At 39.6% G+C, this 26,240-nt stretch carries 25 protein-coding genes; 19 read left to right on the top strand and 6 right to left on the bottom strand.

The window, feature by feature from the left end:
• Positions 1-89: 89 nt before the first annotated feature.
• Together WAA20_RS12165 and iorA are read right to left on the bottom strand one after the other, a co-directional pair.
• Positions 90-668, bottom strand: a complete 579-nt coding sequence (locus WAA20_RS12165; RefSeq protein WP_027216670.1) for an indolepyruvate oxidoreductase subunit beta — start codon at positions 666-668, stop codon at positions 90-92.
• Entirely contained in the window at positions 665-2,413 is a 1,749-nt protein-coding gene (iorA, locus tag WAA20_RS12160; RefSeq protein ID WP_073387970.1) for an indolepyruvate ferredoxin oxidoreductase subunit alpha, read from the bottom strand. Before iorA ends, WAA20_RS12165 begins: the two co-directional genes overlap by 4 nt.
• A gap of 278 nt (positions 2,414-2,691) precedes the next feature.
• On the opposite strand from iorA, the gene queA reads away from it, so the two are divergent.
• Positions 2,692-3,783, top strand: coding sequence for a tRNA preQ1(34) S-adenosylmethionine ribosyltransferase-isomerase QueA (gene queA / locus WAA20_RS12155; protein ID WP_278308445.1), 1,092 nt, complete (start codon positions 2,692-2,694; stop codon positions 3,781-3,783).
• A gap of 186 nt (positions 3,784-3,969) precedes the next feature.
• Here the strand turns inward: queA and WAA20_RS12150 are convergent, their stop codons facing one another.
• Positions 3,970-6,006 carry a methyl-accepting chemotaxis protein gene (locus WAA20_RS12150; RefSeq protein ID WP_073387968.1) on the bottom strand — a complete coding sequence of 679 codons (2,037 nt, stop codon included), beginning with the start codon at positions 6,004-6,006 and terminating at the stop codon, positions 3,970-3,972.
• A gap of 310 nt (positions 6,007-6,316) precedes the next feature.
• Here WAA20_RS12150 and WAA20_RS12145 point away from each other — a divergent pair, with 310 nt between their 5' ends.
• Positions 6,317-6,685, top strand: a complete 369-nt coding sequence (locus WAA20_RS12145) for a PilZ domain-containing protein (RefSeq protein WP_073387966.1) — start codon at positions 6,317-6,319, stop codon at positions 6,683-6,685.
• 232 nt (positions 6,686-6,917) lie between these two features.
• Here WAA20_RS12145 and aroA read toward each other — a convergent pair whose 3' ends face one another.
• Positions 6,918-8,252 (bottom strand): 3-phosphoshikimate 1-carboxyvinyltransferase, encoded by a 1,335-nt coding sequence (gene aroA, locus WAA20_RS12140; RefSeq protein WP_073387965.1) that lies wholly within the window; start codon positions 8,250-8,252, stop codon positions 6,918-6,920.
• Positions 8,253-8,454: 202 nt separating this feature from the next.
• Positions 8,455-9,546, bottom strand: a complete 1,092-nt coding sequence (locus WAA20_RS12135) for a prephenate dehydrogenase (protein ID WP_073387963.1) — start codon at positions 9,544-9,546, stop codon at positions 8,455-8,457.
• A 250-nt stretch (positions 9,547-9,796) separates the two neighbouring features.
• Between WAA20_RS12135 and fusA the strand changes: the two genes are divergently transcribed.
• Positions 9,797-11,890 carry an elongation factor G gene (gene fusA, locus WAA20_RS12130; RefSeq protein ID WP_073387961.1) on the top strand — a complete coding sequence of 698 codons (2,094 nt, stop codon included), beginning with the start codon at positions 9,797-9,799 and terminating at the stop codon, positions 11,888-11,890.
• Positions 11,891-12,258: 368 nt separating this feature from the next.
• On the opposite strand, the gene WAA20_RS12125 is transcribed toward fusA, so the two are convergent.
• A complete protein-coding gene (locus WAA20_RS12125; protein WP_073387959.1) occupies positions 12,259-13,116 on the bottom strand; it encodes a YitT family protein in 858 nt (285 codons plus the stop codon).
• 382 nt (positions 13,117-13,498) lie between these two features.
• Between WAA20_RS12125 and WAA20_RS12120 the strand changes: the two genes are divergently transcribed.
• From WAA20_RS12120 to WAA20_RS12045, 16 genes are all read left to right on the top strand, one after another.
• A complete protein-coding gene (locus WAA20_RS12120) occupies positions 13,499-14,920 on the top strand; it encodes a 2-isopropylmalate synthase (protein ID WP_073387956.1) in 1,422 nt (473 codons plus the stop codon).
• A gap of 104 nt (positions 14,921-15,024) precedes the next feature.
• Complete coding sequence (locus WAA20_RS12115) at positions 15,025-15,732, top strand: GntR family transcriptional regulator (RefSeq protein WP_073387954.1); 708 nt, start codon at positions 15,025-15,027, stop codon at positions 15,730-15,732.
• Positions 15,733-15,842: 110 nt separating this feature from the next.
• Entirely contained in the window at positions 15,843-17,048 is a 1,206-nt protein-coding gene (locus WAA20_RS12110; RefSeq protein ID WP_073387952.1) for an NADP-dependent isocitrate dehydrogenase, read from the top strand.
• Positions 17,049-17,245: 197 nt separating this feature from the next.
• Positions 17,246-18,418, top strand: a complete 1,173-nt coding sequence (locus WAA20_RS12105; protein WP_073387950.1) for a malic enzyme-like NAD(P)-binding protein — start codon at positions 17,246-17,248, stop codon at positions 18,416-18,418.
• A 266-nt stretch (positions 18,419-18,684) separates the two neighbouring features.
• Complete coding sequence (locus WAA20_RS12100; protein WP_073387948.1) at positions 18,685-19,722, top strand: hypothetical protein; 1,038 nt, start codon at positions 18,685-18,687, stop codon at positions 19,720-19,722.
• A 124-nt stretch (positions 19,723-19,846) separates the two neighbouring features.
• Complete coding sequence (locus WAA20_RS12095) at positions 19,847-20,386, top strand: DUF5104 domain-containing protein (protein ID WP_073387946.1); 540 nt, start codon at positions 19,847-19,849, stop codon at positions 20,384-20,386.
• A gap of 31 nt (positions 20,387-20,417) precedes the next feature.
• Positions 20,418-21,533 carry a hypothetical protein gene (locus WAA20_RS12090; RefSeq protein ID WP_073387944.1) on the top strand — a complete coding sequence of 372 codons (1,116 nt, stop codon included), beginning with the start codon at positions 20,418-20,420 and terminating at the stop codon, positions 21,531-21,533.
• Positions 21,534-21,579: 46 nt separating this feature from the next.
• On the top strand, positions 21,580-21,753 hold the full coding sequence (locus tag WAA20_RS12085) for a hypothetical protein (RefSeq protein ID WP_338801096.1): 174 nt from the start codon (positions 21,580-21,582) through the stop codon (positions 21,751-21,753).
• Positions 21,750-22,172, top strand: a complete 423-nt coding sequence (locus WAA20_RS12080; protein ID WP_167562718.1) for a DUF5071 domain-containing protein — start codon at positions 21,750-21,752, stop codon at positions 22,170-22,172. The genes WAA20_RS12085 and WAA20_RS12080 overlap by 4 nt, the downstream gene beginning before the upstream one ends.
• 181 nt (positions 22,173-22,353) lie before the next feature.
• Positions 22,354-23,031: a hypothetical protein gene (locus WAA20_RS12075; RefSeq protein WP_073387938.1), complete on the top strand. Its 678-nt coding sequence runs from the start codon at positions 22,354-22,356 to the stop codon at positions 23,029-23,031.
• Positions 23,032-23,233: 202 nt separating this feature from the next.
• The gene (locus WAA20_RS12070; RefSeq protein ID WP_073387936.1) at positions 23,234-23,713 is read left to right on the top strand and encodes a hypothetical protein; all 480 of its coding nucleotides are present in this window, start codon (positions 23,234-23,236) and stop codon (positions 23,711-23,713) included.
• Positions 23,714-23,781: 68 nt separating this feature from the next.
• Positions 23,782-24,066, top strand: a complete 285-nt coding sequence (locus tag WAA20_RS12065) for an RHS repeat domain-containing protein (RefSeq protein ID WP_073387935.1) — start codon at positions 23,782-23,784, stop codon at positions 24,064-24,066.
• Positions 24,035-24,283 carry a hypothetical protein gene (locus WAA20_RS12060; RefSeq protein WP_139263748.1) on the top strand — a complete coding sequence of 83 codons (249 nt, stop codon included), beginning with the start codon at positions 24,035-24,037 and terminating at the stop codon, positions 24,281-24,283. The genes WAA20_RS12065 and WAA20_RS12060 overlap by 32 nt, the downstream gene beginning before the upstream one ends.
• The gene (locus WAA20_RS12055; protein WP_073387931.1) at positions 24,261-24,722 is read left to right on the top strand and encodes a hypothetical protein; all 462 of its coding nucleotides are present in this window, start codon (positions 24,261-24,263) and stop codon (positions 24,720-24,722) included. Before WAA20_RS12060 ends, WAA20_RS12055 begins: the two co-directional genes overlap by 23 nt.
• Before the next feature lie 474 nt (positions 24,723-25,196).
• Positions 25,197-25,709, top strand: a complete 513-nt coding sequence (locus WAA20_RS12050; protein WP_073387929.1) for a hypothetical protein — start codon at positions 25,197-25,199, stop codon at positions 25,707-25,709.
• Positions 25,710-25,730: 21 nt separating this feature from the next.
• The gene (locus WAA20_RS12045; RefSeq protein ID WP_073387927.1) at positions 25,731-26,174 is read left to right on the top strand and encodes a hypothetical protein; all 444 of its coding nucleotides are present in this window, start codon (positions 25,731-25,733) and stop codon (positions 26,172-26,174) included.
• The last annotated feature ends 66 nt before the right edge of the window (positions 26,175-26,240 follow it).

The raw sequence follows: 26,240 nt of genomic DNA, 5'->3' as shown, positions 1-26,240 counted from the left end.
CAGCTTTAGGATTTTAATGATCCATATATTAGAACTAAACTTTTAAAATAATCAAAATACCCATCACTAAAATGTGATGGGCATTATAATTATGCCTTACGTCCTAAGTCGAAGGCTTTTTTATTAAGTTCGATGAATTTTGGTGGTACGCATTCTTCCAATGCTTCAAGCCATTCTGCTTCTGTCACATCGGTAAAATATGTTGAGAAGCGTCCCATAAGGACTACGTTTGCAGCTTTTGCGCTTCCGGCTTCCATGGCGATTCCAAGAGCATCGATGGCATCAACCTTAGCTCCTGCATCCTTCATCTTGTCGATCAGACCTTCAGGATAGGTTGCTGCACCTGTGATTACAGGCATTGGATCCATCTGCTGATCATTGACGATAACCTGGCCGCCGGGCTTTAAGTTGGCCATATAGCGGGCTGCTTCAAGAGTTTCGAAAGAGATGATATAGTCAGCTTCTCCTTTATCAATAATAGGAGAGTAGACCTTATCGCCAAATCTTACATATGTTACAACGCTTCCGCCTCTCTGGCTCATGCCGTGAACTTCTGAAACCTTAACATCTACGCCCTTTTTGAGCATTACGTGTCCCAGGAGCTTACTTGCAAGAAGGGAGCCCTGTCCTCCGACACCGACTATCATTACATTTGTTGTATTGTTCATTTTATTGTTACCCCCTCCTGTGTTTCAAAAGCTTCGAAGTGGCACAGCTGAGTACATACATTGCAGCCTACGCAGAGAGTTGGATCGACGTGAGCTTTGCCATTCTTCATAGAGATTGCAGGACATCCTATCTTCATACAGGATTTACAGCTCTTACACTTGTCTGTGTTGACTTTGATAGGAGGGTTATGCTTGACCTGTTTTAAAAGTGCGCATGGACGACGGCTGATGATGACAGAAGGAGCCTCTTTGGCAAGTTCTTCTTTGACAGCAGTTTCGCACTCAGAGATGTTATATGGATCTACAACGCGTACATTCTCTATACCCATAGCGCGGCACAGGGCTTCAAGATTGATCTTACCTGCAGGATCACCTTTGATGTTATAGCCTGTTGTAGGATTCTGCTGATGTCCTGTCATACCGGTTATGGAGTTATCAAGGATGAGCACTGTAGAGTTGGTCTGGTTATAAGCGATATTGGCAAGGCCTGTCATACCGGAGTGCATGAAAGTTGAGTCACCGATAACAGCTACGGTTCGGCCTTCACTTTCTTTGCCAAGAGCCTTATTAAATCCGTGGATGGAGCTTACAGATGCACCCATACACTCTGTTGTATCAACGGCATTAAGTGGCTGTGCAGATCCAAGTGTGTAGCAGCCGATATCGCCAAGGACTGTGATCTTGTTCTTGGAAAGGGCATAATACATGCCTCTGTGAGGGCAGCCTGCGCACATAACAGGTGGACGGACAGGGAGGTTCTCGATGGGAGTGCAGGAAGGCTTTTCTTCTTGTCCCATCTTGGAAGCGATAAGGCCTTGTGAGAACTCATCTATCATTGGGAATACATCCTTGCCGGTTACTGTAAGACCTAATACTTTGCAATGAGTTTCGATGATAGGATCAAGCTCTTCGATTACTACAAGCTTTTCAACTTTGGCTGCGAAGTCCTTGATAAGCTTAACAGGAAGAGGATTAATAAGACCAATTTTAAGAACGCTTACGCTGTCCCCATATACTTCTTTGACATACTGATAAGAAGTAGAAGAGGTGATGATACCCACCTTGGTATCTGCCATCTCTACTCGGTTAAGGTCACATGTTTCAGCATACTCGATAAGCTTTTTGGTACGCTCTTCAACGAAAGGATGGCGCCTTTTAGCGTTTGCAGGCGTCATGATATATTTTGAGGGATTTTTTTCATAAGTTTTGACAGGAAGTTCTACTCTGTCATGAAGTTCTACGATGCTCTGAGAGTGAGCAACTCTTGTGCACATCTTAAGAAGAACAGGAGTATCGAACTGCTCGGAGATCTCATATGCTCTTTTTGCAAAATCAAGTGCTTCCTGAGAGTCAGATGGCTCGAGCATCGGGATCTTGGCTGCGATCGCATAGTGACGTGAATCCTGTTCATTCTGAGATGAGTGCATACCCGGATCATCAGCTACATTGATAACAAGACCTGCATTAACTCCTGTATATGCTATTGTAAAAAGGGGATCTGCCGCAACGTTAAGACCTACGTGCTTCATGGCGCAATAGCTTCTCTTACCTGCAAGGGATGCACCAAAGGCTGTCTCCAGCGCTACCTTCTCATTTGGTGCCCATTCGCAGTAGATTTCATCATACTTGGCAGCTTCCTCCGTGGTCTCGGTACTGGGTGTACCGGGATAGCTGCTGGCAACACATACACCTGCTTCGTACAGACCGCGAGCAAGGGCTTTATTGCCTAACATAATTTCTTTCATGACTGTATCTCCTCCTAATTTTTTGCCAATACTGTTTCATATATAGATGCAGTCAGCTATACAAGGACTTTCTGCTATTTATGAACAGTAACATACTGTTATTTATTATATCATTAAAGCGTTAAAGTGTGGAAGCGTTTTTGTGATTATTTGATGAATTTTTTACAGAATGATAGTATAAGAGATGGAAAAAGGATTGTTTTATTGGATAAAAGGTGTAAAATCTATCATTGCATGACGATTTGATTTTTATTTGAAGATAGTAAGGAAGTAATTTTATGAGTACCAATGAAAATAACAACGAATTAAATGATCCGATGCTTGGACTTCGTACATCGGATTATTATTTTGACCTTCCACAGGAGCTTATAGCGCAGGACCCTCTTGAAGACCGTGCTGCATCTAAACTTCTTGTGATGGATAAAGAGACTGGCGCTATCCAGCACCATGTTTTCAAAGATATAATTGACTACCTTGAGCCGGGCGACTGCCTTGTTCTTAATAATACCAAGGTTATACCTGCAAGACTCTATGGCACCAAAGAAGGAACAGGAGCAGGGTGCGAAATCCTTCTTCTTAAAAGAAGAGAGAACGATGTCTGGGAGACACTTGTTAAGCCTGGTAAGAAGCTTCGTCCCGGAGCAAGAGTTACATTTGGTGATGGAAGACTTAAAGCTGAGATCCTTGAAGTAGTAGAAGATGGCAACAGACTTGTTAAGTTCTATTATGATGGAATCTGGGAAGAAGTGCTTGATTCACTTGGTGAGATGCCGCTTCCTCCTTATATCACACATAAGCTTCAGGACAAGAACATGTACCAGACTGTTTATGCCAAGTTCGACGGCTCAGCAGCAGCGCCTACAGCAGGTCTTCACTTTACAACAGAGCTTCTTGATGCTATTGAGAAAAAAGGTATCGACCTTGCCTATGTAACTCTTCACGTAGGTCTTGGAACTTTCAGACCTGTTAAGGTTGATAACGTACTTGAACACCACATGCATACCGAGTGGTATCAGGTAACTCAGGAAGCTGCAGACAAGATCAATAAGGCAAAAGAGTCAGGACACAGAGTTATCTGCGTTGGTACTACGAGCTGTCGTACAATTGAAAGTGCCGCAGATGAGAACGGTCACCTTAAGGAGTGCTCAGATAACACTTCAATATTCATCTACCCCGGATATAAGTTTAAGGTTCTTGACTGCCTTATCACTAATTTCCACCTTCCGGAGTCAACACTTGTAATGCTGGTTTCAGCTCTTGCGGGAAGAGATCACGTGCTTAATGCTTATAATGAAGCTATTAAAAAAGGGTACAGATTCTTTTCATTTGGAGACGCCTGCTTTTTTACAGACAAGATGCCGGATATGTAATGGTGTATGATCGATTGGATAATGAAATACGCAGAAAATGTAATATCCTAATCTTGTCTACAAGAATTCATATTAAAAAGATTAAGAATAATAATGGGCATGTCACAGAATGTTGCGACATGCCCTTATTTATTGAAATTGGAGGTTGAAAAGTCAAATTTATAAATTACTTAGCGATAGGTCACATTATCCCTGAACTATCTTGAACTTACTAAGTTCTTCGTTAATTGATACAGCAGAATTTGAAACTGATATTGCAACCTGTTCAACACCATTGGATTCATCTGCGATCTCTTTTGCATTCTCAGCAAGATTTACGATAGTTGCGTTAACTTCTTCAGAACTTGCTGACTGCTCCTCGGAGATGGCAGCTACGCTTGATGCAATATCATTAACGTTACTCATCATGCTGATCATGTCTTTCATGGTATTGGCGGTACTGTTAAGATCTTCATAGATCTTATTGAAACTGTCACCTGCCTTGGATACAGCATCACTACTGTTTTGGATGGCATCCATATTAACCTGTGATTTGGTGGCAAGATTGCCTATAAGCTGAGTGATCTCAGTGATGATAGTACTGATCTCTTTGGCAGCATCCTGGCTGTTCTGAGCAAGTTTACCAATCTCGTCAGCAACGACAGCGAAGCCTTTACCTGCTTCACCGGCTCTTGCAGCTTCAATAGAAGCATTGAGTGAAAGAAGATTGGTCTGCTGGGCAATAGAATCGATCATTTCAACGATCTCGGTGATCTTATCTGCGGATTCACCAACTGTCTTAACAACATCGTTCATTTCACTCATTGAACTTGTTATGGATTCCATATTCTTTTGAACATTGTTCATATCATGCTGTCCGATATCGGCCTGATCTACAAGATTTAGCATGATATCGTTGGTCTTATTACCGCTGTCAGTAAGATCTGCAACAGCACTGGCAAGCTGTGTTGCGTTACCTGCAAGCTCTGATACGGCATTTGTGATATCATCCATGGTAGTCTGGATCTGACCCATGGAAACAGACTGTTCATTAGCTCCTTCAGTCATCTTCTCTGATGCATCTTTGGAAGAATTGGAGTCATCTTTGAGCTGTTCGGCTTTGGACTGAATGGAATTGATGGTATTATTCATGATCTGAACGTAATTGCCCATTTCTTTACTGATAAGACCTATCTCATCACCTTTGTCAGCCGGCATCTTGGTTGTAAAGTCGCCGCCTGAGATCTTGAGAATGCTTTCAGAAAGTCCTTTTACAGGTTTGGTTATTACGCGATTGATAGTTATAAGGATTACAGCTGTTATAAGAGCAATAAGTACAATGAGTCCGCCAATAGCATAATTCATGAATCTGTTTGCGCTTGCTTCGACGTCTTTTACCGGAACAGCGGATGCGATAGTCCATGTTGTTCCCTGAATAGGATATGTTGCAATGTAAAGCTCGGTGTCTGTATTGTCTCTTGTAAGAGTGATTATATCTTCGGAACCACTATCAATATGTGCTTTAAGTGCTGTAAGAAGAGGACTTCCACTTGTGGAAATTTTGCCGCCGTTAAGAGATGAGTCAACATAGGAGATAATATAATCACCGGCAACAACTATGGAGGTTCCAGTCTTCATAGGTGTAAGAGAATTAACTCTTTCCTGAAGGTCGGTCAGAAATACGTCGGTAGCGCATACGCCAACTTCGCCGTTATAGAAATCATTCTGTCTTACGAAGGTAACACAAAGCGCATTAGTAGAAGAGTCTACATAAGGATCAGTTTCTACAAATGTTTCGTGACCAAGACCAGCCTGGTACCAGCCTCTTTCTGTTGGCTTCCAGGATTCATCCTGAATAGTGCCATTTGCAAAGATATAAGTATCATCAGAAAAACCTATATACAAACCGCTGTTTTCAATAGCCTTATAATTAGTAGAAGGCTCAATATATTTGAGCATTGCATCATGATCTTTGAATTCTACCTGCTCCAAAGTATCACAATACTCACCGAATTTTGCAGTCAGCATTCTGAATGAAGTACCAAGGTTAAGTGCATTAGCCTGAGTTTCTGCCTGAAGATCCATAAGAGAAAGCTCAGTTATGTTGCTTTTAGCATTCAAGGTCAGGAATGCAATAATCGCTACTATACCTATGACTATGATAGGCATGAGGCTTATGAGAAGAGTTTTGCTGATACTTTTTTTGACTTTGCCTGACTGTGGCGCTGCGCTGTTTTTTGCCATATCGATATTCACCTCCATAAAAAACACTTGAATTAAATATTGGAAAAAGAAAAACGAATAGAATTATTAAAGGACTTAATAAATTCGCCTGCGCAGTTTATTTCGGAAGAATAGTACTAATAGTTTATACAGTAAAGAAAAAACGAAAGCGCGTATATAACTTGTCAATAAATAATTAATGCGATATATTTAAAATAGTAGTGCGTCACAATTACTTGTTAATGAGCTTATCAATACGGTGAAAATAATGAAGACAATCACGGATTGTAGAGAGAATCTATGATTGCCTCCGATGATGGGAGATCACATTATGAACGAAAGGCGCAAGAGCAAGAGATTATCTATGTCCGGAGTACTGATGATGAAGTCACTTAGTGGAAACGGTCCTTCATCTGAGGTTTCTATTGATATTCAGAACTGTTCGAGACATGGTCTTGGATTTAGTTGTCCTGAGCAGCTGACAATAGGGGATAATTATCAGGCAGAGCTTACTATCTGGACTAAAGAGGTTATTAATGTTTTTCTCCAGATCGTCAGATCTGAAAAAAGAGATGATGATGGCTATGATTATGGATGTATATTTATAGGAATGCCTGATTCTGACAGACAGCGAATAGCAGTCTATGAGACTGTGGAAGAACTCGTTCCTCATGATGATGACGATGAGGATGATGATTGAAAATGTTTTATCCGTACTTGCGAAAGTGAGTACGGATTTTTTATTGTTTTCTTGTGGGAAATAAGTGAGTACGGTTTTTTTGTTTTCTTGTGGGAAATAAGTGAGTACGGTTTTTTTGTTTTCTTGTGGGAAATTCTTGGCCGGGTGAAAATTCATTTGAAACGTGCGCCGTAGGGCGTACCATAAACAAAACTCCCCATATTAAATGGAGAGTTTTGAAAACATTTCATGCTTAGTTATTAATAAGGCTTCTGAAGTCGCGGAAGAAGGTCGGGTAGGAGATGTCTACGCATTCTTCGTCCTTGATCCTTGTTTCACTTGAAGCTACCAGTGATGCGATCGCAAAGCTCATGGCGATGCGGTGATCCTTGTGGGAATCGATGATTGCTCCGTGAAGAGGCTTGCCGCCGTTTATGATCATTCCGTCATCTGTTGCAGTAACATCTGCGCCCATAGCTGTCAGGTTTTCAACGATAGTATCGATTCGGTTACTTTCTTTGACCTTAAGCTCTGCTGCGTCTTTGATTATGGTCTTGCAGTTTGATATAGCTGCAAGTACAGCAAATATCGGTATCTCATCGATCATGGTCGGGATTATCTTACCGCCAAGTTCGAAAGTATCATTGTTAGGACTGTGAAGCTCTGAATATCTTACGAGGATATCAGCTCTTGGCTCCATGTCATTATTTTCATTAAGAAGAGTGATATCAGCCCCCATCTGTCTTACAGCAGCAAGGAATCCTGCACGTGTGCTGTTGATGCCGACGTTGTGGATGAGTACTTCTGAGCCGGGAACCATGAGAGCAGCTGCGATGAAGTATGCTGCTGAACTTATATCACCTGGTACATTTATACTTCTTCCATACAAAGGCATACCCGGGTGAAGTACAGCTGCTGATGGGCCGTAGCGGGTTGCATCGTTATGAACATCTGCTCCGAAGTATCTGAGCATTATCTCAGTATGATTTCTTGAAAGAGCAGGTTCGTGAACTACAGTATCACCCTGAGCATAGAGACCTGCAAGAAGGATACAGGACTTAACCTGAGCTGATGCTACAGAGTTGTGATATACGATTCCGTGAAGTGTGTGACCGCCTTCAATGCGAAGAGGGCAACAGTCATTACCTTTTACGCTGGTAACAATTGCGCCCATATCAGACAGAGGCCTCATGATGCGGCCCATGGGTCTTTTTTCAATAGATTCGTCGCCTGTTATCTCGCTGTTGAATTTCTGAGCAGCAAGAATTCCCGCCATAAGTCTTGTAGTTGTTCCGCTGTTACCGGTATACAGGGGAGAAGTAGGCTCTTTGAGACCGTGAAGACCCTGGCCATGTACAGTTATAGTTGGAACGCCGTTAAGGGGTCTGTCAGAGTGCTCAATAAGAACACCCATTTTTCTGAAACAATCAATAGTTGAGAGACAGTCGGCACCTTCAAGAAAGCCTGTTATCTGTGAGGAGCCTTCTGCAAGGGCAGCAAACATAACGCTGCGATGGGAGATGGATTTGTCTCCGGGTACGTATACCTCACCTTTAAGTGGTTTGGGTGCGCGTGTTAATTTGATCATAGATACCTGCCTTGTTTAGTAGTAGAACTATTATGTGGTAAAACTTGTTAAAAAGCGTGTTGGTATTTCTAAGATATGGTGCCTGAACCTGTAAATAGACCATATCATCTAATATGGATAGTCTTATTATTAATAATATACATTTAAATAATATTAATACAAGAATATAGTTGTTGATAAGAAATAAACCCTTTTAATTAATTTATGAAACTATATAGCCGTGTGACTTGAGAAGTGCTATAGATTCAAGCTGGTCGTGCTCATCGTTAAACTCGATCTGGAGACTACCGCTCTGATATTCACGGTTATGCATGATTCCTATATTTTTGATATTGATGTTATGAACGGCAAGGAGAGTAGCAACTGTTGCAAGTACACCCGGCTGATCGGCAATATCGATATGAACGTTATAGGCCTTTTTGATAGGACCGCCCGAAGAATCAATAAAGGATTCGCGGTATACTCTTGCATCATTGAAAAAGCGTATGATGGAGTCGCCTTCACCATTATCGATCTGTTCTTTTATCTTATTAAGGGAATCAATGTAGTTCCCAAGAAGCTCAGATATATTTTTAGTATTGGTAAGACATATCTGCTGCCACATAACAGGAGAGGATGAGGAGATTCTTGTGATATCCTTAAAGCCGCCTGCTGCGGTAAGCTTCATAAGTCCGTTCTCGGAATCGGAATTCTTAACAAGGTTTACAAGTGAAGCAGAGATGACATGAGGTACATGAGAAATAGCTGCAACGATATAATCGTGCTGCTTGTGATCCATGACAAGAGGGATCGCGCCCATGCTCTTTACAAGATCATAGAAGTGGTTAAGTTTGTCATCACTTGTTTCAGGAGTTTTTGTAAGAATATAGTATGCATTTTCAAGAATGATAGGTTTCGAATTGATATACCCGATCCTTTCAGTTCCTGCCATGGGATGTCCGCCTATGAACTGGGCATCGAGGCCGAGGCTGTGAATATGATCGTGAATCTGGGTCTTTACAGAACCTATGTCAGTGAGAATAGCATCTTTTTTCAGAAAAGATTTTATCTTATTAGTATTCTCGATATTGATCTGAACGGGTGCACACAAAAAGATATAATCGCACGCAAGAAAATGCTCGTCGATGGAAGATGTGATCTCATCAGCAATACCATCCGCACGGGCCATTTCAAGAGTTTCCATATTTACATCGTATGCTACGATCCTTAGATCTTTATTACCGTTTTTGAGAGCTTTGGCCATTGAACCGCCGATAAGGCCAAGGCCTATAAATCCACAAGTTATGTTTTCCATGAGTACTGTCCAATATTTTTTTTAGTTAACAACTTTTTCTTACTATACCACGTTAAATCGCGAAAAACAATATCCCAAAACACATGTTAATAGGAAAACACACGTATTCGGAAAAACGTTTTGGAGCAAATGCACATTTTTCTTGCCATTCAGGGCAAATGTTTGTAAAATATATACATGGGACATGTGGGAGGAGAATCTAGTTTTATCTGCATTTTACCCAAAATAATTACATACTGGAGGACAGGATATGAACGTTTACACCACTGACAAGATTCGTAACGTTGTTTTGCTCGGGCACGGTAGCTGCGGCAAGTCAACTCTGGCTGAAGCTATGTGCTATCTTGCAGGCGTTACATCAAGACTTGGTTCTATCGATGATGGTAATACCGTTAGCGACTTTGACAAAGAAGAACAAAAGCGCAAGATTTCCATTAGTACTTCAACTATCCCGATCGAATGGGATGGATGCAAGATCAATATTCTTGATACTCCCGGTTTCTTCGATTTTGTTGGAGAAGTTGAAGAGGCTATAAGTGTAGCAGATGCAGCTATAATCGTTGTATCAGGTAAGAGCGGCATAGAAGTTGGAACCCAGAAGGCATGGGATCTTTGTGAAGAATACAATATTCCTCGCATGATCTATGTTTCAGATATGGATATCGATGAAGTATCATATCGTCAGGTCGTCCAGGATTTGGTAGATAAATTTGGTAAGAAGATAGCTCCATTCAATCTTCCTATTCGTGAAGATGAAAAGCTTATTGGTTACGTTAACGTAATTCAGGAGAAGGCATTCCGTTGGGAAAATAAGGAAGCTACTCCTATGGATGTTCCGGAATACAGTAAAGAATACCTTGCTTCCTACAGAGATACTCTTATGGAAGCTGTTGCAGAGACAAGTGAAGATCTCATGGAACGTTACTTCAACGGAGAGACATTCTCAGAAAACGAGATCCGTTCCGCTCTTCGTACCAATGTCTGCGACGGTAGCATTGTTCCTGTAGAGCAGGGCTCATCAATATTCTGCGAAGGTGTTTATACACTCCTTGATGATATTGTTAAGTACATGCCTAGCCCTGAGAACCGCAAGATGAGCGGTATCAATACTAAGACTAACGAGATCTTCGAAGCTAACTTCGATTTCTCAAAGCCTAAGACAGCATTCGTATTTAAGACAATCATCGATCCTTTCATTGGTAAGTATTCACTTGTTAAGGTTCGTTCAGGTGTTCTTAAGACAGATGATGTTCTTTATGATCCTAATAAGGATGAAGAAGTTAAGATCGGTAAGCTCTATATCCTTAGAGGAAATAAGACTGAAGAGATCGCAGAAGTTCACGCCGGTGATCTTTGCGCACTTCAGAAGCTCGATATCAATACAGGAGATTCACTTGCGACCAAGGCTACTCCTGTTCAGTACGCTAAGATGAATATCTCTAGACCATTCACATGTCAGAGATATCACGCTCAGAATAAGAGCGATATAGATAAGATCGCACAGTCTCTTGCTAAGCTTCAGGCTGAAGATCCTACTATGAGAGTAGTTAACGATGCTGAGAATCATCAGTCACTTATCTATGGTATGGGTGACATGCATATCGATGTTATCGCATCCAAGCTCCTCAACGAGTACAAGGTTGCTATCGATCTTACAAAGCCGAAGGTAGCATTCCGTGAGACTATCCGTAAGAATGCGGATGTTGAGTCTAAGTACAAGAAGCAGACAGGTGGACATGGTCAGTATGGTCATGTAAAGATGCGCTTCGAGCCTCTTGGCGATGTAACCAAGTCCTATGAGTTTGCAGAAGAAGTTGTCGGCGGTGCAGTTCCGAAGAACTACTTCCCTGCAGTAGAAAAAGGTCTTGCAGAGTCTGTTCAGAGAGGTCCTCTTGCAGCATATCCTGTAGTTGGCGTTAAGGCTACACTTTACGATGGATCTTATCATCCTGTAGACTCTTCCGAAATGGCATTCAAGGTTGCAGCCAGACAGGCATTCAAGGATGCGTTCATGAAGGCAACTCCTGTTCTTCTTGAGCCTATCGTAAACCTTAAGGTTACTGTTCCGGACAGCTTCACTGGTGATGTTATGGGTGATCTTAACAAGCGCCGCGGCCGTGTAACCGGTATGGATCCTATTGGTGGTGGTAAGCAGGTGATCTCAGCTGACGTTCCTCAGATGGAACTGTACGGATACTGCACACAGCTTCGTTCTATGACGGGTGGTGCAGGAGATTATGAATATGAATTTGCTCGCTACGAGCAGTGTCCTTCAGATGTTCAGGCCAAAGAGGTTGAGGCTAGAGCAGCTAAGGTTGCAGCAGATAGCGAATCAGACGATTAACTTTTTTAGAGAAGGGGTAGCAAATACAAAAGGTTTGGTGCTGGGGGGCACCAAACCTTTTTTGGTGGGGGGTGTCGCACTTTAAAGGTGGTCGTAAAAAAGGGAATCTTCCAGGGGCTGGCGGTTAATAAATGATTTGATGGTCGTGAAAATTATATGAAATTCAAGGCATGATAGCTGGCGATTTCTATTCCCAGGGTCCGAAACTCGCTTCGCTCAGACATGCGGACCCTAAGCGGGAATATAAATCTCCATCTATCAAGCTCTTGAATTGCATATAATTTTCAAAGACCATCAAATCATTTATTAACCGCCAGCCCCTGGAAGATTCCCAGTTTTACGGCTACCTTTAAATGTGCGAAGGTAGGTTAACTTTTTATATGAATTTCATCGATTGTAGATACGGTGATGAATGCATTCTCTTCAAAGGAATCGATTATATCTCTTAATTTTCGTAGTTCGAAGTAGGTTACGTAGCAGATGACGGTTTTGTTCTTACCAGCTATGGCACCGTAGGAGTCCATGACGGTGCAGGTTTTCTTCATGTCATTTCGGATCTTGTCGATCATGGCGTCAGGGTTTTTGGTTATGATCGTTACGCGCTTTATGGATTCGAAGTGGTCGGTGAAGTGGTCGATGATGGCTGTGGCTACTACGTAGACTAGGAGGCCTAAGAGGGCGCTGTTTTGGTTTAGGAGGAAGAAGGCTAGGAGGTAGACCATCATGTTGAAGGCTACTAGGATTGAGGTCATGCTGATGTTTTTGCCGGTTTTTTCGGTGAATTTGTCAACGACGATGTTGGCAAGTATTTCGGAGCCGTCGATGCAACCGCCGAACCTGAGGATGAGGGAGAGGCCTGCGCCAAGGATCGCGCCGCCGAAGGCGACGGCTATGAAGTGCTCGGTATCGAGGACGAAGGGGATGTTTTCGAAGAGTTCAAGGCCTACTGTGTAGACGGCGGTTCCTACGAGTGCTCTTATGGCGAACTTTGCGCCAAGGAAATAGAAGCCTGCGATTATAAAGGGGATGAAGATTCCGAATACGCAGGCAGAGAGGTTGAAGCCGGTGAGTTTACTTGTGATGATGCCAAGGCCTGCAGTTCCGTAATCAAGAGTATCGTTAGGAAGGAGTATGCAGGCAACGGAGAAGCTTGCCATCATGGCGCCTATGATAATGAAGATGTAGGAGAAAAGATCTGAGTATCTTTTTTCAGTGGCTTTGGTCATAATGAGGCCTCCTCTTGATGTGCATAGGAGTTCTTTGCATAACTCCATATTACTGAAACTGTGTACTATATATACTTTTGAAAACAGTAAATAGAAGTTCTTTGCAGAACTTCGTGTTTCTGAACATGTACTATATACGTACATAGAAATACATCTTGTATAATTGCTACGTGTGAAAATAGAAATAATAGATCTTTCTACCTATAATTATATCTCGATTTTAAAACAGGAAATACAATAAATAATTAATCTGCCAAATTTCAAAACACGTGAAATTCACTGCCTTGACACAAGATGTATGATTGTATACAATTATACGCAAATATAATTCAGCACCATATCTTCACTAAATTTCATTATTAGCAATAGGGAGGCAGCTGCAATGAGGCAGGATAATAACGCATTCCAAAACCGTCCGGTATCGATGAACAGCAAGAATAATCTCTTGCAGATCGAAGAGCACATGTACATTCTGGATGATGTACAGAAGCCGAACGTTTTCAGAAATATGTTTCCTTATGAGGAAATACCCAAGATTCCTTTCAACGATCGAATAGTTCCACACAATATGCCCAAGGATATATGGATCACGGATACAACATTTCGTGATGGTCAGCAGTCTCGCGCACCGTATACTACAGAGCAGATAGTCACAATCTATGACATGCTTCATGAGCTTGGCGGCCCTAATGGAATGATCAGAGCTTCAGAGTTCTTTTTATATAGTAAAAAAGACAGAGATGCAGTTTACAAGTGCCTTGAAAAGGGCTACAAATTCCCTGAGGTAACAAGCTGGATCCGTGCAAGTCAGGAGGATTTCAAGCTTGTTAAGGAGATTGGTCTTAAAGAAACAGGTATTCTGGTTTCCTGTTCCGATTATCATATTTTCTTAAAGCTTAAGATGACCAGAAGACAGGCTATGGAGCATTATCTTTCTGTTATCCGTTCCTGTCTTGATGAGGGAATCAGCCCCAGATGTCACCTTGAAGATATAACCCGTGCAGATATCTTCGGATTTGTAGTTCCGTTCTGTATCGAGCTTATGAAGTTAAAAGAAGAATATAAAATCCCGATAAAAGTCCGTGCTTGTGATACAATGGGATATGGCGTCAATTTCGCGGGTGCAGTTATACCAAGAAGTGTACAGGGTATAATCTATGCGCTTAATACTAACGGCGGCGTTCCATCAGAGCTTATAGAGTGGCATGGTCACAACGACTTCTATAAGGCAGTTACAAACTCAACTACAGCCTGGATCTACGGCTGCAGCGGCGTTAATTGTTCACTCTTTGGAATCGGCGAGCGTACGGGTAATACGCCTTTGGAAGCTATGGTATTTGAATATGCCCAGCTCAAGGGCACGCTCAACGGCATGAATACTCAGGTTATCACTGATCTTGCCGAGTATTATGAAAAAGAGATTGGATTCCACATTCCACCACAGACTCCTTTTGTAGGAAAGAATTTCAACGTTACTAGAGCAGGTATCCATGCAGATGGACTGCTTAAGAACGAAGAGATATATAACATTTTTGACACAGAAAAATTCCTTAGAAGGCCTCCGATCAGTGCTGTAAGCAATACTTCTGGTCTTGCAGGAATAGCACACTGGATCAACATTCACTACAATCTTAAGAATGAGAAGGCAATGGACAAGAAGTCACCGCTTGTTATTAAGATCAAAGAGTGGGTAGACAAGCAGTATGCAGATGGACGAGTAACAGTCCTTACTGATGAAGAGCTTGTAACTGAGATCGAGAATGTACAAAAAGAGCTTGGAATGGAAGAATTCATTTCAGCCTAAATATAAGTGATGTTACGCTGGTTATTGCTTTGATGTAGCAAGAAACTGGCTGATAGTTGCCATGGGCTGTATATGAAAATCAAAATATTCTAATGAGGTCAAATATGACAAATAAAGAATTAAATCCTGAAGAGATGGATAAGTATTCTCTTAGAGGAAGAGTGTTCCACAAGATTCGTGAAGATATTCTTAGCGGTAAGTACAAGGACAATGAAGAACTTAAAGAGGTAGCTATAGGCAAAGAGCTTGGAGTTTCAAGAACTCCTGTTCGTGAAGCTTTCAGACAGCTTGAGCTTGAAGGTCTTATCAAGATCATCCCTAACAGGGGAGCTTATGTTACCGGAATACATGCAAATGATGTAAAAGATATATATATGATCCGCTCAAAACTAGAGGGCCTGTGCGCAAGATGGGCCTGCGAGAATATCTCCAAGGAGCAGATGGAAGAGATGGAAGAGGTAGTATACCTTTCAGAATTCCATGCAGCCAAGGGACATATGGATCAGCTTGCGGAGCTTGATAACCGATTCCATACAATTTTGTATGAATCATGTCATTCCAAGATGTTAGAGCATACGCTTAAGGATTTTCATCAGTATGTACTTAGAATCAGGCAGAAGACCCTGTCTACCAACAGAGGGCCTGTATCCAACAAGGAACATGAACAGATCATGCTTGCTATCAAGGACAAGGATGCAGATCTTGCCGAGCAGCTTGCTAACCAGCATATGATCAATGCATACTCCAATATGGTCAAATACGGATTGTATGATCTTTATAGTGAAGATAGTGATGCTAAGGAAGATGAATAAAAGATGATCATATCGCAGGAAGACTAAGTTGATTAAAAATAGATATCCCATATAATACAAGTAAAATTATTGAGTAACTATTGTTTTAGCACATGACAGGAGATGATTTAATGGCAAAAATCCAGATGACTACACCAATCGTTGAGATGGACGGAGATGAGATGACCAGAATTATCTGGGCACTTATCAAGGAGCACCTTCTTACACCTTTTATCGATCTTAAAACAGAGTACTACGACCTTGGTCTTAAGCACAGAGATGAGACAGATGATCAGGTTACAATCGACTCAGCCAATGCTACAGCTAAGTACGGCGTTGCAGTTAAGTGTGCAACTATCACACCTAACGCAGACAGAGTCAAGGAATATGATCTTAAGAAAATGTACAAGTCCCCTAACGGTACTATCCGTGCTATTCTTGACGGAACAGTATTCCGTACACCTATCATGGTAAAGGGCATCGATCCTAACGTTCGTACATGGGAGAAGCCTATAACACTTGCCCGTCACGCATACGGTGATGTTTACAAGAACGTTGAGATCAAGGTTCCTGGCGCAGGTAAGGCAGAGCTTGTATTTACAGGTGCTGATGGCAAAGAGATCCGCGAGACAATTCAGGAGTTCGACGGACCAGGAATAATTCAGGGTATGCACAATAAGGACAAGTCCATTGAAAGCTTCGCACACAGCTGCTTTAAGTACGCACTTGATACCAAGATGGATGTATGGTTTGCAACTAAGGATACTATCAGTAAGACTTACGATGCAACTTTTCGTGCTATCTTTGATGAAGTATTCGAAAAAGATTATAAAGATAAATTTGATAAAGCAGGCATAACATATTTTTACACACTTATAGATGATGCTGTTGCAAGAGTCATGAAGTCTAAGGGCGGATTCATCTGGGCTTGTAAGAACTATGACGGCGACGTTATGAGTGACATGGTATCATCAGCATTTGGTTCACTTGCTATGATGACTTCAGTACTCGTATCCCCAAGCGGAGTATACGAATACGAAGCAGCTCACGGAACTGTTCAGAGACACTACTACAAGCACCTTAAGGGTGAAGAGACATCAACTAACCCTGTTGCAACAATCTTTGCTTGGACAGGCGCACTTAGAAAGCGCGGCGAGCTTGACGGCAATAAGGAGCTCATGGAGTTTGCAGATAAGCTTGAGAAGGCAACACTTTCCACTATCGAAAGCGGCAAGATGACAGGCGATCTTCAGCTTATGACAACTCTTGAAAACACACAGAAACTTAATACAGAAAACTTCATTCTTGCGATAAAAGATACCTTAGAGAATCTTTGATTCAGGATATGAAGATGATTAGTCATTACTTTTTTGACTAATTATTCAAATATTGATCATAAAATCCGCACTTGTTGCGGATTTTGTGTTAATATGGTTCAGGAATTTATGTGATATGGATGCTAAGGATTTTTTTCCAATGCTTATATATCATAAAAACTAAATACATTAGAAATATGTTCAGGAAAGGATCTAAAATGGATTACGCTAAGGTTTCACTTGATAAGCACTACGAATGGAAGGGTAAGATTGAGATTGCGCTCCGCGCTCCTGTTGATTCATCAGAAGCTCTGAGCCTTGCATATACACCTGGTGTTGCTCAGCCATGCCTTGAGATTCAGAAGGATATTAACAAGAGCTACGAGCTTACAAGACGCTGGAATACAGTTGCTGTTGTAACTGACGGTACAGCAGTTCTTGGACTTGGTGACATCGGACCTGAAGCAGGCATGCCTGTTATGGAAGGTAAATGTGCTCTCTTTAAGGCATTTGGCGATGTTGACGCAGTTCCGCTTTGCGTAAGAAGCAAGGACGTTGACGAGATCGTTAAGACAGTATCCCTCCTTCTTGGCTCATTTGGTGGAATCAACCTTGAAGATATCTCAGCTCCAAGATGCTTTGAAATCGAAGAAAAGCTTAAGGAAGTAAGTGATATCCCGATCTTCCACGATGACCAGCACGGCACAGCAGTTATCACACTTGCTGGACTTATGAATGCCCTTAAAGTTGTTGGTAAGAACATCGAAGATATCAAGATCGTTACAAGCGGTGCAGGCGCAGCCGGAATCGCTATCATCAAGCTCCTTATGGCAATGGGCCTTAAGCACGTAATCATGACAGACCGTAAAGGCGCTATATATGAAGGCCGCGAAGGCCTCAACCCTATCAAAGAAGAGATGGCTAAGATCACAAACTTTGATAAGGAAAAAGGAACTCTTGCAGACGTGATCAAGGGCGCAGATGTATTCATCGGAGTATCTGCACCGGGAACACTTACTCAGGACATGGTTCGCTCTATGGCTAAAGATCCTATCATCTTTGCATGCGCTAACCCTACTCCTGAAATCTTCCCTGACGAAGCAAAGGCAGCAGGCGCAGCAGTAGTATCAACCGGAAGAAGCGACTATCCTAACCAGATCAACAACGTACTCTGCTTCCCTGGAATTTTCCGCGGAGCCCTCGATGTTAGAGCATCAGAGATCAACGACGAGATGAAGATCGCAGCTGCTAAAGCTATAGCATCCCTCGTATCTGACGAAGAGCTTAGCGCAGACTACATCCTTCCAAAGGCATTCGATCCTAGGGTAAAAGAAGCCGTTGCAACTGCAACAGCAAAAGCAGCCAGAGAAACAGGCGTTGCAAGAATTTAAGCATAATATAGTATAAAGCTAGAATAATAGGCTACGGCTAGATGAGCATAGTTCATCTGGCTGTGGTCTTTTTTATTGGAAAGAGCATCAGATCTTGTAAGGGATGCTTAAGATGTCATTCGTCAGATAAAAAATGTATTTCGTCGGATGACAAAGCGATGAAATGCATGGGCATATAAAATAATAAAGGCGAATTTGCGCCAGGTTCTGACAAAGCAATTATAAATAAAATGCACGTAAAGGGAATAAAAGGAGGTTTTGCTTTTATGGGGTTACTTTGGATTTTGTTTTACTTGTTTTTTGCCTTTGCGCCTATCCTATGTGTGCTTTATGTAATTAAGGGCAAGAAAATCTGGCTGTTTAACTTGATTACCATATTGGTAACAGCAGCACTGGTTGGTTATGACTTTTTTGCGGCTTATAATGCCGAAGATTTTCATACAGCGGCTTTTATTTTCCAGCTCTTTTTACCGATCCAGGTTGCATCAGCAATACTTACATTTGTTATTGGTAACCTGATTCTGCTTAAAAAGAGAGGCTTTTTTACGAAGAAACGCCTTAAGAAGATAGGTATTACGCTTGTGGCACTACTTGTTCTTGTTGGATTTAGCGCTATTGTCAGAGGATTGAAAACAGTGGCCAATTACAAGGTACTTCCGGATATTGCGTATACAGCAGTTAACTTACGTTATTACGATGATGGTTTTGGCGTAATCTTTAGCGGTGCTGATAATGAATATAAGGAAGTTCAGCTTGACGAATCTCTTGTAAACCTTTTGCAGAAAAATGAATATCCTAATGAGTATGAGAAGTGCTTTTCTGGCACTCAGTATGAAGGATATCATGTGAGAAGAGCACTGGTGGATCAGGATTCTAAGAAGGTTTACATGATCACTGGAGGATTGGGCGGAGATTCTTATTACAAGCTTTTTTGTTATGACAAGGGTAGCAATTCTCTTGATCTTATTGTCGATGGTGACAGCTGGATCTATGACTTTGATCTATCTGATGATGGAAGCTATCTTGTCTACGAGATTGATAATACGCTGCTAAGGTATGACCTTTCCTCTGGAGAGACTACCGTAATTACCGACAAGATCAAGCAGAAGAAAAAGGCTGCTGCCGATGAAAAACTTGTGAGAGTTTCTAAGGATGGCAGATTCATTATCTATTTCTGCGGTGGTGATGGTCTGATCCCGATTAAGAAATATATCTTTATATATGATGTGGAAAAGGACGAGTTTCAGAAGGTTCCTGTGAAGAAGACCAGATCGGTTCACAACGTGGACTGGTATGAGGAATGAAAAGGATAAAAGAGAGTTGAACATGTATAGCAATAGTATAAAAAAGGCACTGGATGAATGTGCAGATATCAGAAAGTTTATTGAACCTGATACTATTAATTGGTCAATAGTAGGAGGATGATCAATGCATAGGATAATTAAATGCGTTATGGTTTTCTTTATATCAGTTACTTTTCTTACTGGATGTGTACATCATTCATTTTGGGATAGTGATCAAAAGGTATCTGATGATATTTTAGAAAAAATCATAGAGGGGATTAATAACAAAGATGAAGATGCCATCAAAGAGTTATTTTCTGAATATGCAATAGAAAATTCAGAAAGCTTTGATGCGGATGTACAATCTATGTTTGATTTTATAGATGGCAACATAGTTTCTTACGAGGAATCAAGCCCTGCTGGCTCGTTTGAGTCGTCAGATAGAAATTATAGGATTAAAAAGATAAGTTCATACTATTATGTAAGTACAGCAACAGATAAATATTTTTTTCTGATAGATAATTATTCGAAAAATACCCTAGAATCAGAAAAACAAGGGGTAAAGTGTTTGATTATTGTAAAAGCTGAAGATAGGTTAAAAGTATATGATGATAATGAAAAAATACTATTTGATGGCGAAGAGAAAATAGACAGATACGGAGTATATATTCCGGATATTTATTAATGACTAGCTATCACAAGGAGTGTGGATTTTAATGAAAAAAGTGTTTAAGGTTTTAGTGGTTATCATAGGAGTTGTTGTTATATTTCGTCTTTTGTCAGGGATAAATAAAACAGAATTAGATATTACTGAATACGACAAAATATTAACCAGTAATGATGCGAATTATGTCCGTCTAGCAAGAATACTTAGAGTAAATGACACATATGCCATTATAGGTCATTTTAAAGATGAAGATAGTCAAACATCTATAGTTTTGACAGATGATCCGAAAAGCGTTGATTTTTCTAGTACTGATAATATGGGAATACTTGCAGGTGACCATATTGAATACGAGTATATGGCCTTTGATGGAGAGCGTGTAGCTTACCTAGAGTATACATTTGGCGGATCAGATCTTTGTAGTTGGCATTTATATGATATATCTTCTCGAGCAGATGTGATAGTAGATACGACTTCCGGTGATGTCATTGATGATAAGCAAAATCCCAGAGTGTTTTTTTACAGGGATAATTTGATATATGAAAAAATAGATAAAACCAATATGAAAACAGATATCTGTTCATATGATATTGATAGCAAACAAATCAAAGTTCTTTATACATTTAGCTCTGATAAAGATTATATTTCGTATGGAATGGATGTGGTAGATCAGTACCTGATCGCATCTGTAAATGATAATGGATTGTCTTTGCTGAAGTATGACCTGGAATCGGATGAAGAAGACGTTTATAAAGTAGAAGATTATATAGATACAATTTATTCTGTAGCTTATGCCAAAGACAGGTCTGAAATTCTCTATTATGGTAAAAAGAACAAACATGAGGAAGTATCAGCATTAGATAGCAATGGAAAGGTGAGCAGGGTCTATCGACTGTCTTATAGTGACATGGTTAATAATGAAGATATTGTATATAGCGATGGAAAGGTCTATTTGAAGCTGGTTGAATGGAAAGATCCTATTTCGTCATGGAATTATACATTAACTGTTGTTGATTTGGATTCGAAAAAAGAAATACTTATGAACAGGGTTGGAGATATGACGCTGACAGATGGAGGTATGTATCTGATTTATTATCCAGAGAATACACAACAGACTATTGATGTTTATTATGTATCTAAGCTCGATATTAACAGAATTAAATATTGATTCAACAGAAAAACATATATGCGATAAGAAAATAGAATATGTGCTTATGAAAGGGGAAATGGCAATTTCCATTTCATATACTTTGGATAAGGCGTATGACTTTATGGTCGTTGATGCTAATAGCGAAAAGATTGTTTATAGTAATACAGAATTTGGAGTTGACCCTCTTGAGTTACGAGAGCTGATCAATAGAGATGTAGTTAAAGCAAAATGGATATGAGTACTAAAACAAACCAAAATAGCAATAAAAACAGTGCCGCTGGATTGCTGGCTCTTGTACCAAAGAACAAGTTTGATGATAGGAATCTGGATAAGATCAATGTTCTTTCAGACTCTGAAATGCAAGTGATCATGAAAGACTTGTTGGAATGGACCAAAGATATTAACTGGCCGATTGCTTTGCCGATAATAAATATTTTATCGAAGAGAGAAAACATAGTCATACCGTATTTGAAAGAAGTCTTCAAAAGTCAGGATTGGGAATGGGAAACTTGGATTCTCAAATACCTCGTTTCAGGCTTTACGAATGAAAGCATCAATAAAATAAAAAAGGAACTTAAAGAAATAGTATATATGGATATTGTTGATGACGATTTTGTAGAGTTACAGGCTCTGATAAGGGAATTATATATAAAATGAGTTTATTGAACCTGGTTCTATTAATTTAGATGTGAAAATATGTAGTAGCAAAATGTACAGCAGGCGCATGAATGCTAGTTCTTGCTTAATGTAATATTATAAGTAGATGATTCGCGGATATGAGAATTTATGATTATAATTGAAACTTCTAAATACTTGATATCAAGGGGGAGAAAAGGGAATGTTAGGATATTTTCTTATATATGTGGCAGGCTTTTTACTTAGCGGAATTTGGTTTGCATCCTGGATTTTTATATATTCATTTCTGACCAAAAGAAAGCTCAACGTGCCGGGATACTTTGATACATGCTTTACAGCTCTTATACCTGCAACAATTATATGCCTTTATTTTAATGCAAATCCATTTGCAGTATCAGGAATTGCCAATATCAGGCTATGGTGCATAGCTATTGTTACGGTACTTCTGGTAAGTTGTATAGTGCTTGCCGGCAAGAGATTATTGTCCGGCTCAAAAAATAAAGAAAACAGCAGTTCCACTGATTCCCGCAAATCTCTGTTTTCAAATATTCTTGACGGCGCCTTCATGGAAATCCCACAGAGGCTGATGATGCAGACTTTTATCTGCGGACTTCTCAATAAGTTTGGAATGAATATTTATTCTGGAATACTGATCAATGCTGTTGTATGGTGCTCCGGCATTATTTTTCAAGCTGTAATGAACAAGGAAAAAAATGCCATGAAACTAATTCCCGAACTAATAGCATCCTTTATTTTTTCCATAGGTGTAGGATATGTATTTCTTGAATCGTCCTGTATTTTTATGACCATGATAAGCCACGCAGCACAGAGAATCGTGACAACTCTGGGCTCTTATCATATCCGATCAAATCATAAATAAACCTTTCGATTGCCATAGGCTTCCTCCCATGAGCTTGCTCATGGGAGGAAGCCTTGTGGGTACACCTAAGTTTATTGAACCTGGTTCTATTAATTGGTACTGTATATGAAGCGTATATACATGCTTCACAGTTAATAGAACAGACATTAGAGGGCGCTGGTGAAAGCGAATGGTTAATCAAACTAGGATCGAAGGTGTTTGAATGCTTAGAATAGAAGATGTAGAGAAAATTACAAAACATGTTGTATATTGTGGTGGACAGAAAGTTTTTTTCTTTGATAAAAATATGAAAGAAGAGATAATTAGGGCCAAGGATTATATTAGGTCTAATATGAAAAAAGCAACAAAGCATCTATTTAGTCATCGAGTCAATTTTATGGAAAATCATGATGGCTTTGCTATAATTTTTAGATCATTGTCCTGGAGAAAGACAGAAATTTGGATGCCATGTTTGGCTTTTTACTATCATAACGATTGGTTTGTAGTGTCGATCCAAAATGTTTATTGTAAGGAATGTGGATGGAAAGGGCAAATAGCATGTCCAACCGTTGAAGATGCAGTTATAGGATTGAAGAATGAGAAAGAAAGAATGAATGAATTATACAGATTACCATTTTTAGGGTGTCCAGAATGTGGTGGTAAGTTATCAAGTAACGCGATATGGATAGATACTGAAGATTAGAACTATTCCGCCTTTCAAATGGAGTAAATCAGGCTTACTCATACCTTCCAGGCGGAAACCTTGAAAGTATGACAAGCACTGATAAAGAAGGTATACTTGATAAGTACTTCTACAGCTACAACAATTCAGGCCTTATCTCAGGAATCAGCCGAGAAAGACGTGACCTTGCTGCAGTATCTGGTCAGTATGACTACCAGTATGATGAGGTGGGAAGACTTACAAGATCCAGTCTTAACGTACAGCTGAGAGCTTCTTATGAGTATGATGCCTTTGGTAACAGAATAAGCCTTGTTGAAAGCGATGCTAAGACCACATACAGGTATGAGTTTATTGAACCTGGTTCTATTAATTGAAGAAACGACTGGAGAAATAATAACTGACGGAGGCTTGTTAAAGGATCTATTTAACTATGCTATATCTGGCGCTGCAGACGCTGGAGAGGCATGGAGGTTATTAGCATCATATGTAGGTCAAGAAACAGTTCAATCGTATGTATCAGCAGAAGTTACATCAGGAGCAACTTCATTATATGAAGAAGGAATAAAATATGTTGAGCAGTGCATCTTGTAAGGAAGAAAAAATGGAAAATGGAAAAACTTGTTATGCTAGAGGTGGGGTACAGTATTTTTTTACTATTATGTTTGGTGTGGGGTTTATTTGGATTTTAACAGAACCAATATGGGGACAGAAAGTAAACGAAGAAGATCTAGGTGCGTTTATATTTGCAAATATTTGGCTTGGTGTTTTCTTTTTGTATTGGGTTTTACTATGTGCTTTTTTTATAGTGAAAGTCGATCAAAATAAAATTGTTTATACAAACCTTTTTAATAAGACGTTTTATATTGATCCCCAAGAAATAAAGAGCATAGATAGCATAGGAGGAAAGGGGATGAGGATAAAAATTAAAAAAAAGAGAATAGTTATCTATGCGTTTTATAAAAATTATCGTGAAGTTTGTAAAGATATTCTTAATTTGGTAGCTACAACGAAATCCAGTAATAAAGGTTAGATATCTTAAATTCTAATATAACAGGGAGAAGTTCCAAAGGAATAGGATTGCCATAATCGGCGATCTTATTTTTAATGCATTTCATCGCATAAAAGATGCATTTCGTCGGATTATGAATAGACAAAATGCAAATTAGATTAAAATAATATAGGCTTTTTACCATAAAATTCGGATACCAGACAGGGAGACATGTATGCCACAGGATATAAATATGTGGCTACAGAAGGAAAAATGATCGTAGAGTTTATTGAACCTGGTTCTATTAATCCAGACGCATCTATCGATAATGAGTGTCCATCTAATTAAATATTTTAAACTTTGTAGGAATAATTACACAGTTACTGAAAAGAAGTAAGAAAAGCGTCTTGTTGCTATTTGTGAATTATTTCTGTGATTTTGAAATGTATGAATACCTATTCTACTTTTATGTGTCAATATTTTTATTAGAATAAGTAAATATAAAGGAGGATGGGAATGATAATAAGATTTGTTAAGGATTTGTGGCCGAGCTTTTTTATCTGGTTTGTTATTGTATGGTCAGATAGAATCTCAGGACGACCATTAAAAAGAATCGACAATAAAATAATATATTATTTTACGTGGTTATGGCATTTTGGTAATTGTGCAAGTGTTACTACAATTATGTATGGGATAGGCATACAAATAAATCTAATAATGTTTTCTATATTTTCTGTAATTCCACTTAGAGTAGATGATTTAAGTGTAAGACCATTATATTATATGACATATTTAGAAATAGTATTAAGTGGAATTATGGTGGGAATAATTGAAGCGTCAATGACAGAGCCAAGAAAGTTATTAAAGATTCCGTTGTATATTCTTTTTGTGATGCTTGTCGGAATGATTATTTATGCAGGTAGATTTTATTTAGTGATTTTTAAATATTTTCCTGTAATTTGTATAGCGGTAATAATTATGATTGTTTCTCTGTTGACCTATGGTTTTTACAATATTTTTAAATCATAATACATAAATAGTAGGTGACAAATGACGGTAAAAATAGATACAAATAGGAAATGCATAAATTCTATAAAAGGTGCAATTTTTGCATTTGTTCCAGGTATTACCGGAGCATTATTGAGCATGGGAATAGGAACAAATCATTTCGATTATTCTGAATTTAGGGTGTTCAGCTTTATATTTGCTCCATTAATAATTATCTGTATTGTTAATATAGTAAATAGCAATAGAAAAGCGATCAATCAAATAAGTTTTGAAGATAATAAGATAATTGTTGAGTCAAATGCCCAATCAAGCTCATTCGGATATGATGATATTCATAACTATAGAGTGTATAAGAAAAAGAATGGAGAACAGATGATAGCATTCGAGTTAAGGTATAAAGATATTACTTTAAGCGAAAAATATTCAGGCAATTTAGAGCAATTAATTCATTATTTAGATGTTCAGTTAAAAAGGACCACCTTGTAAGTGATAGCTCTATTCTTGATTAGAAGCATAGACCACTTCCCAATACATTCATGGTTGTAGTTTACC

It is taken from the genome of Butyrivibrio fibrisolvens (genome assembly GCF_037113525.1).
Lineage (GTDB): Bacteria > Bacillota > Clostridia > Lachnospirales > Lachnospiraceae > Butyrivibrio > Butyrivibrio fibrisolvens.
Note: the sequence above shows the minus strand (reverse complement) of the source record. Positions and strands in the feature narration are given on the sequence as shown.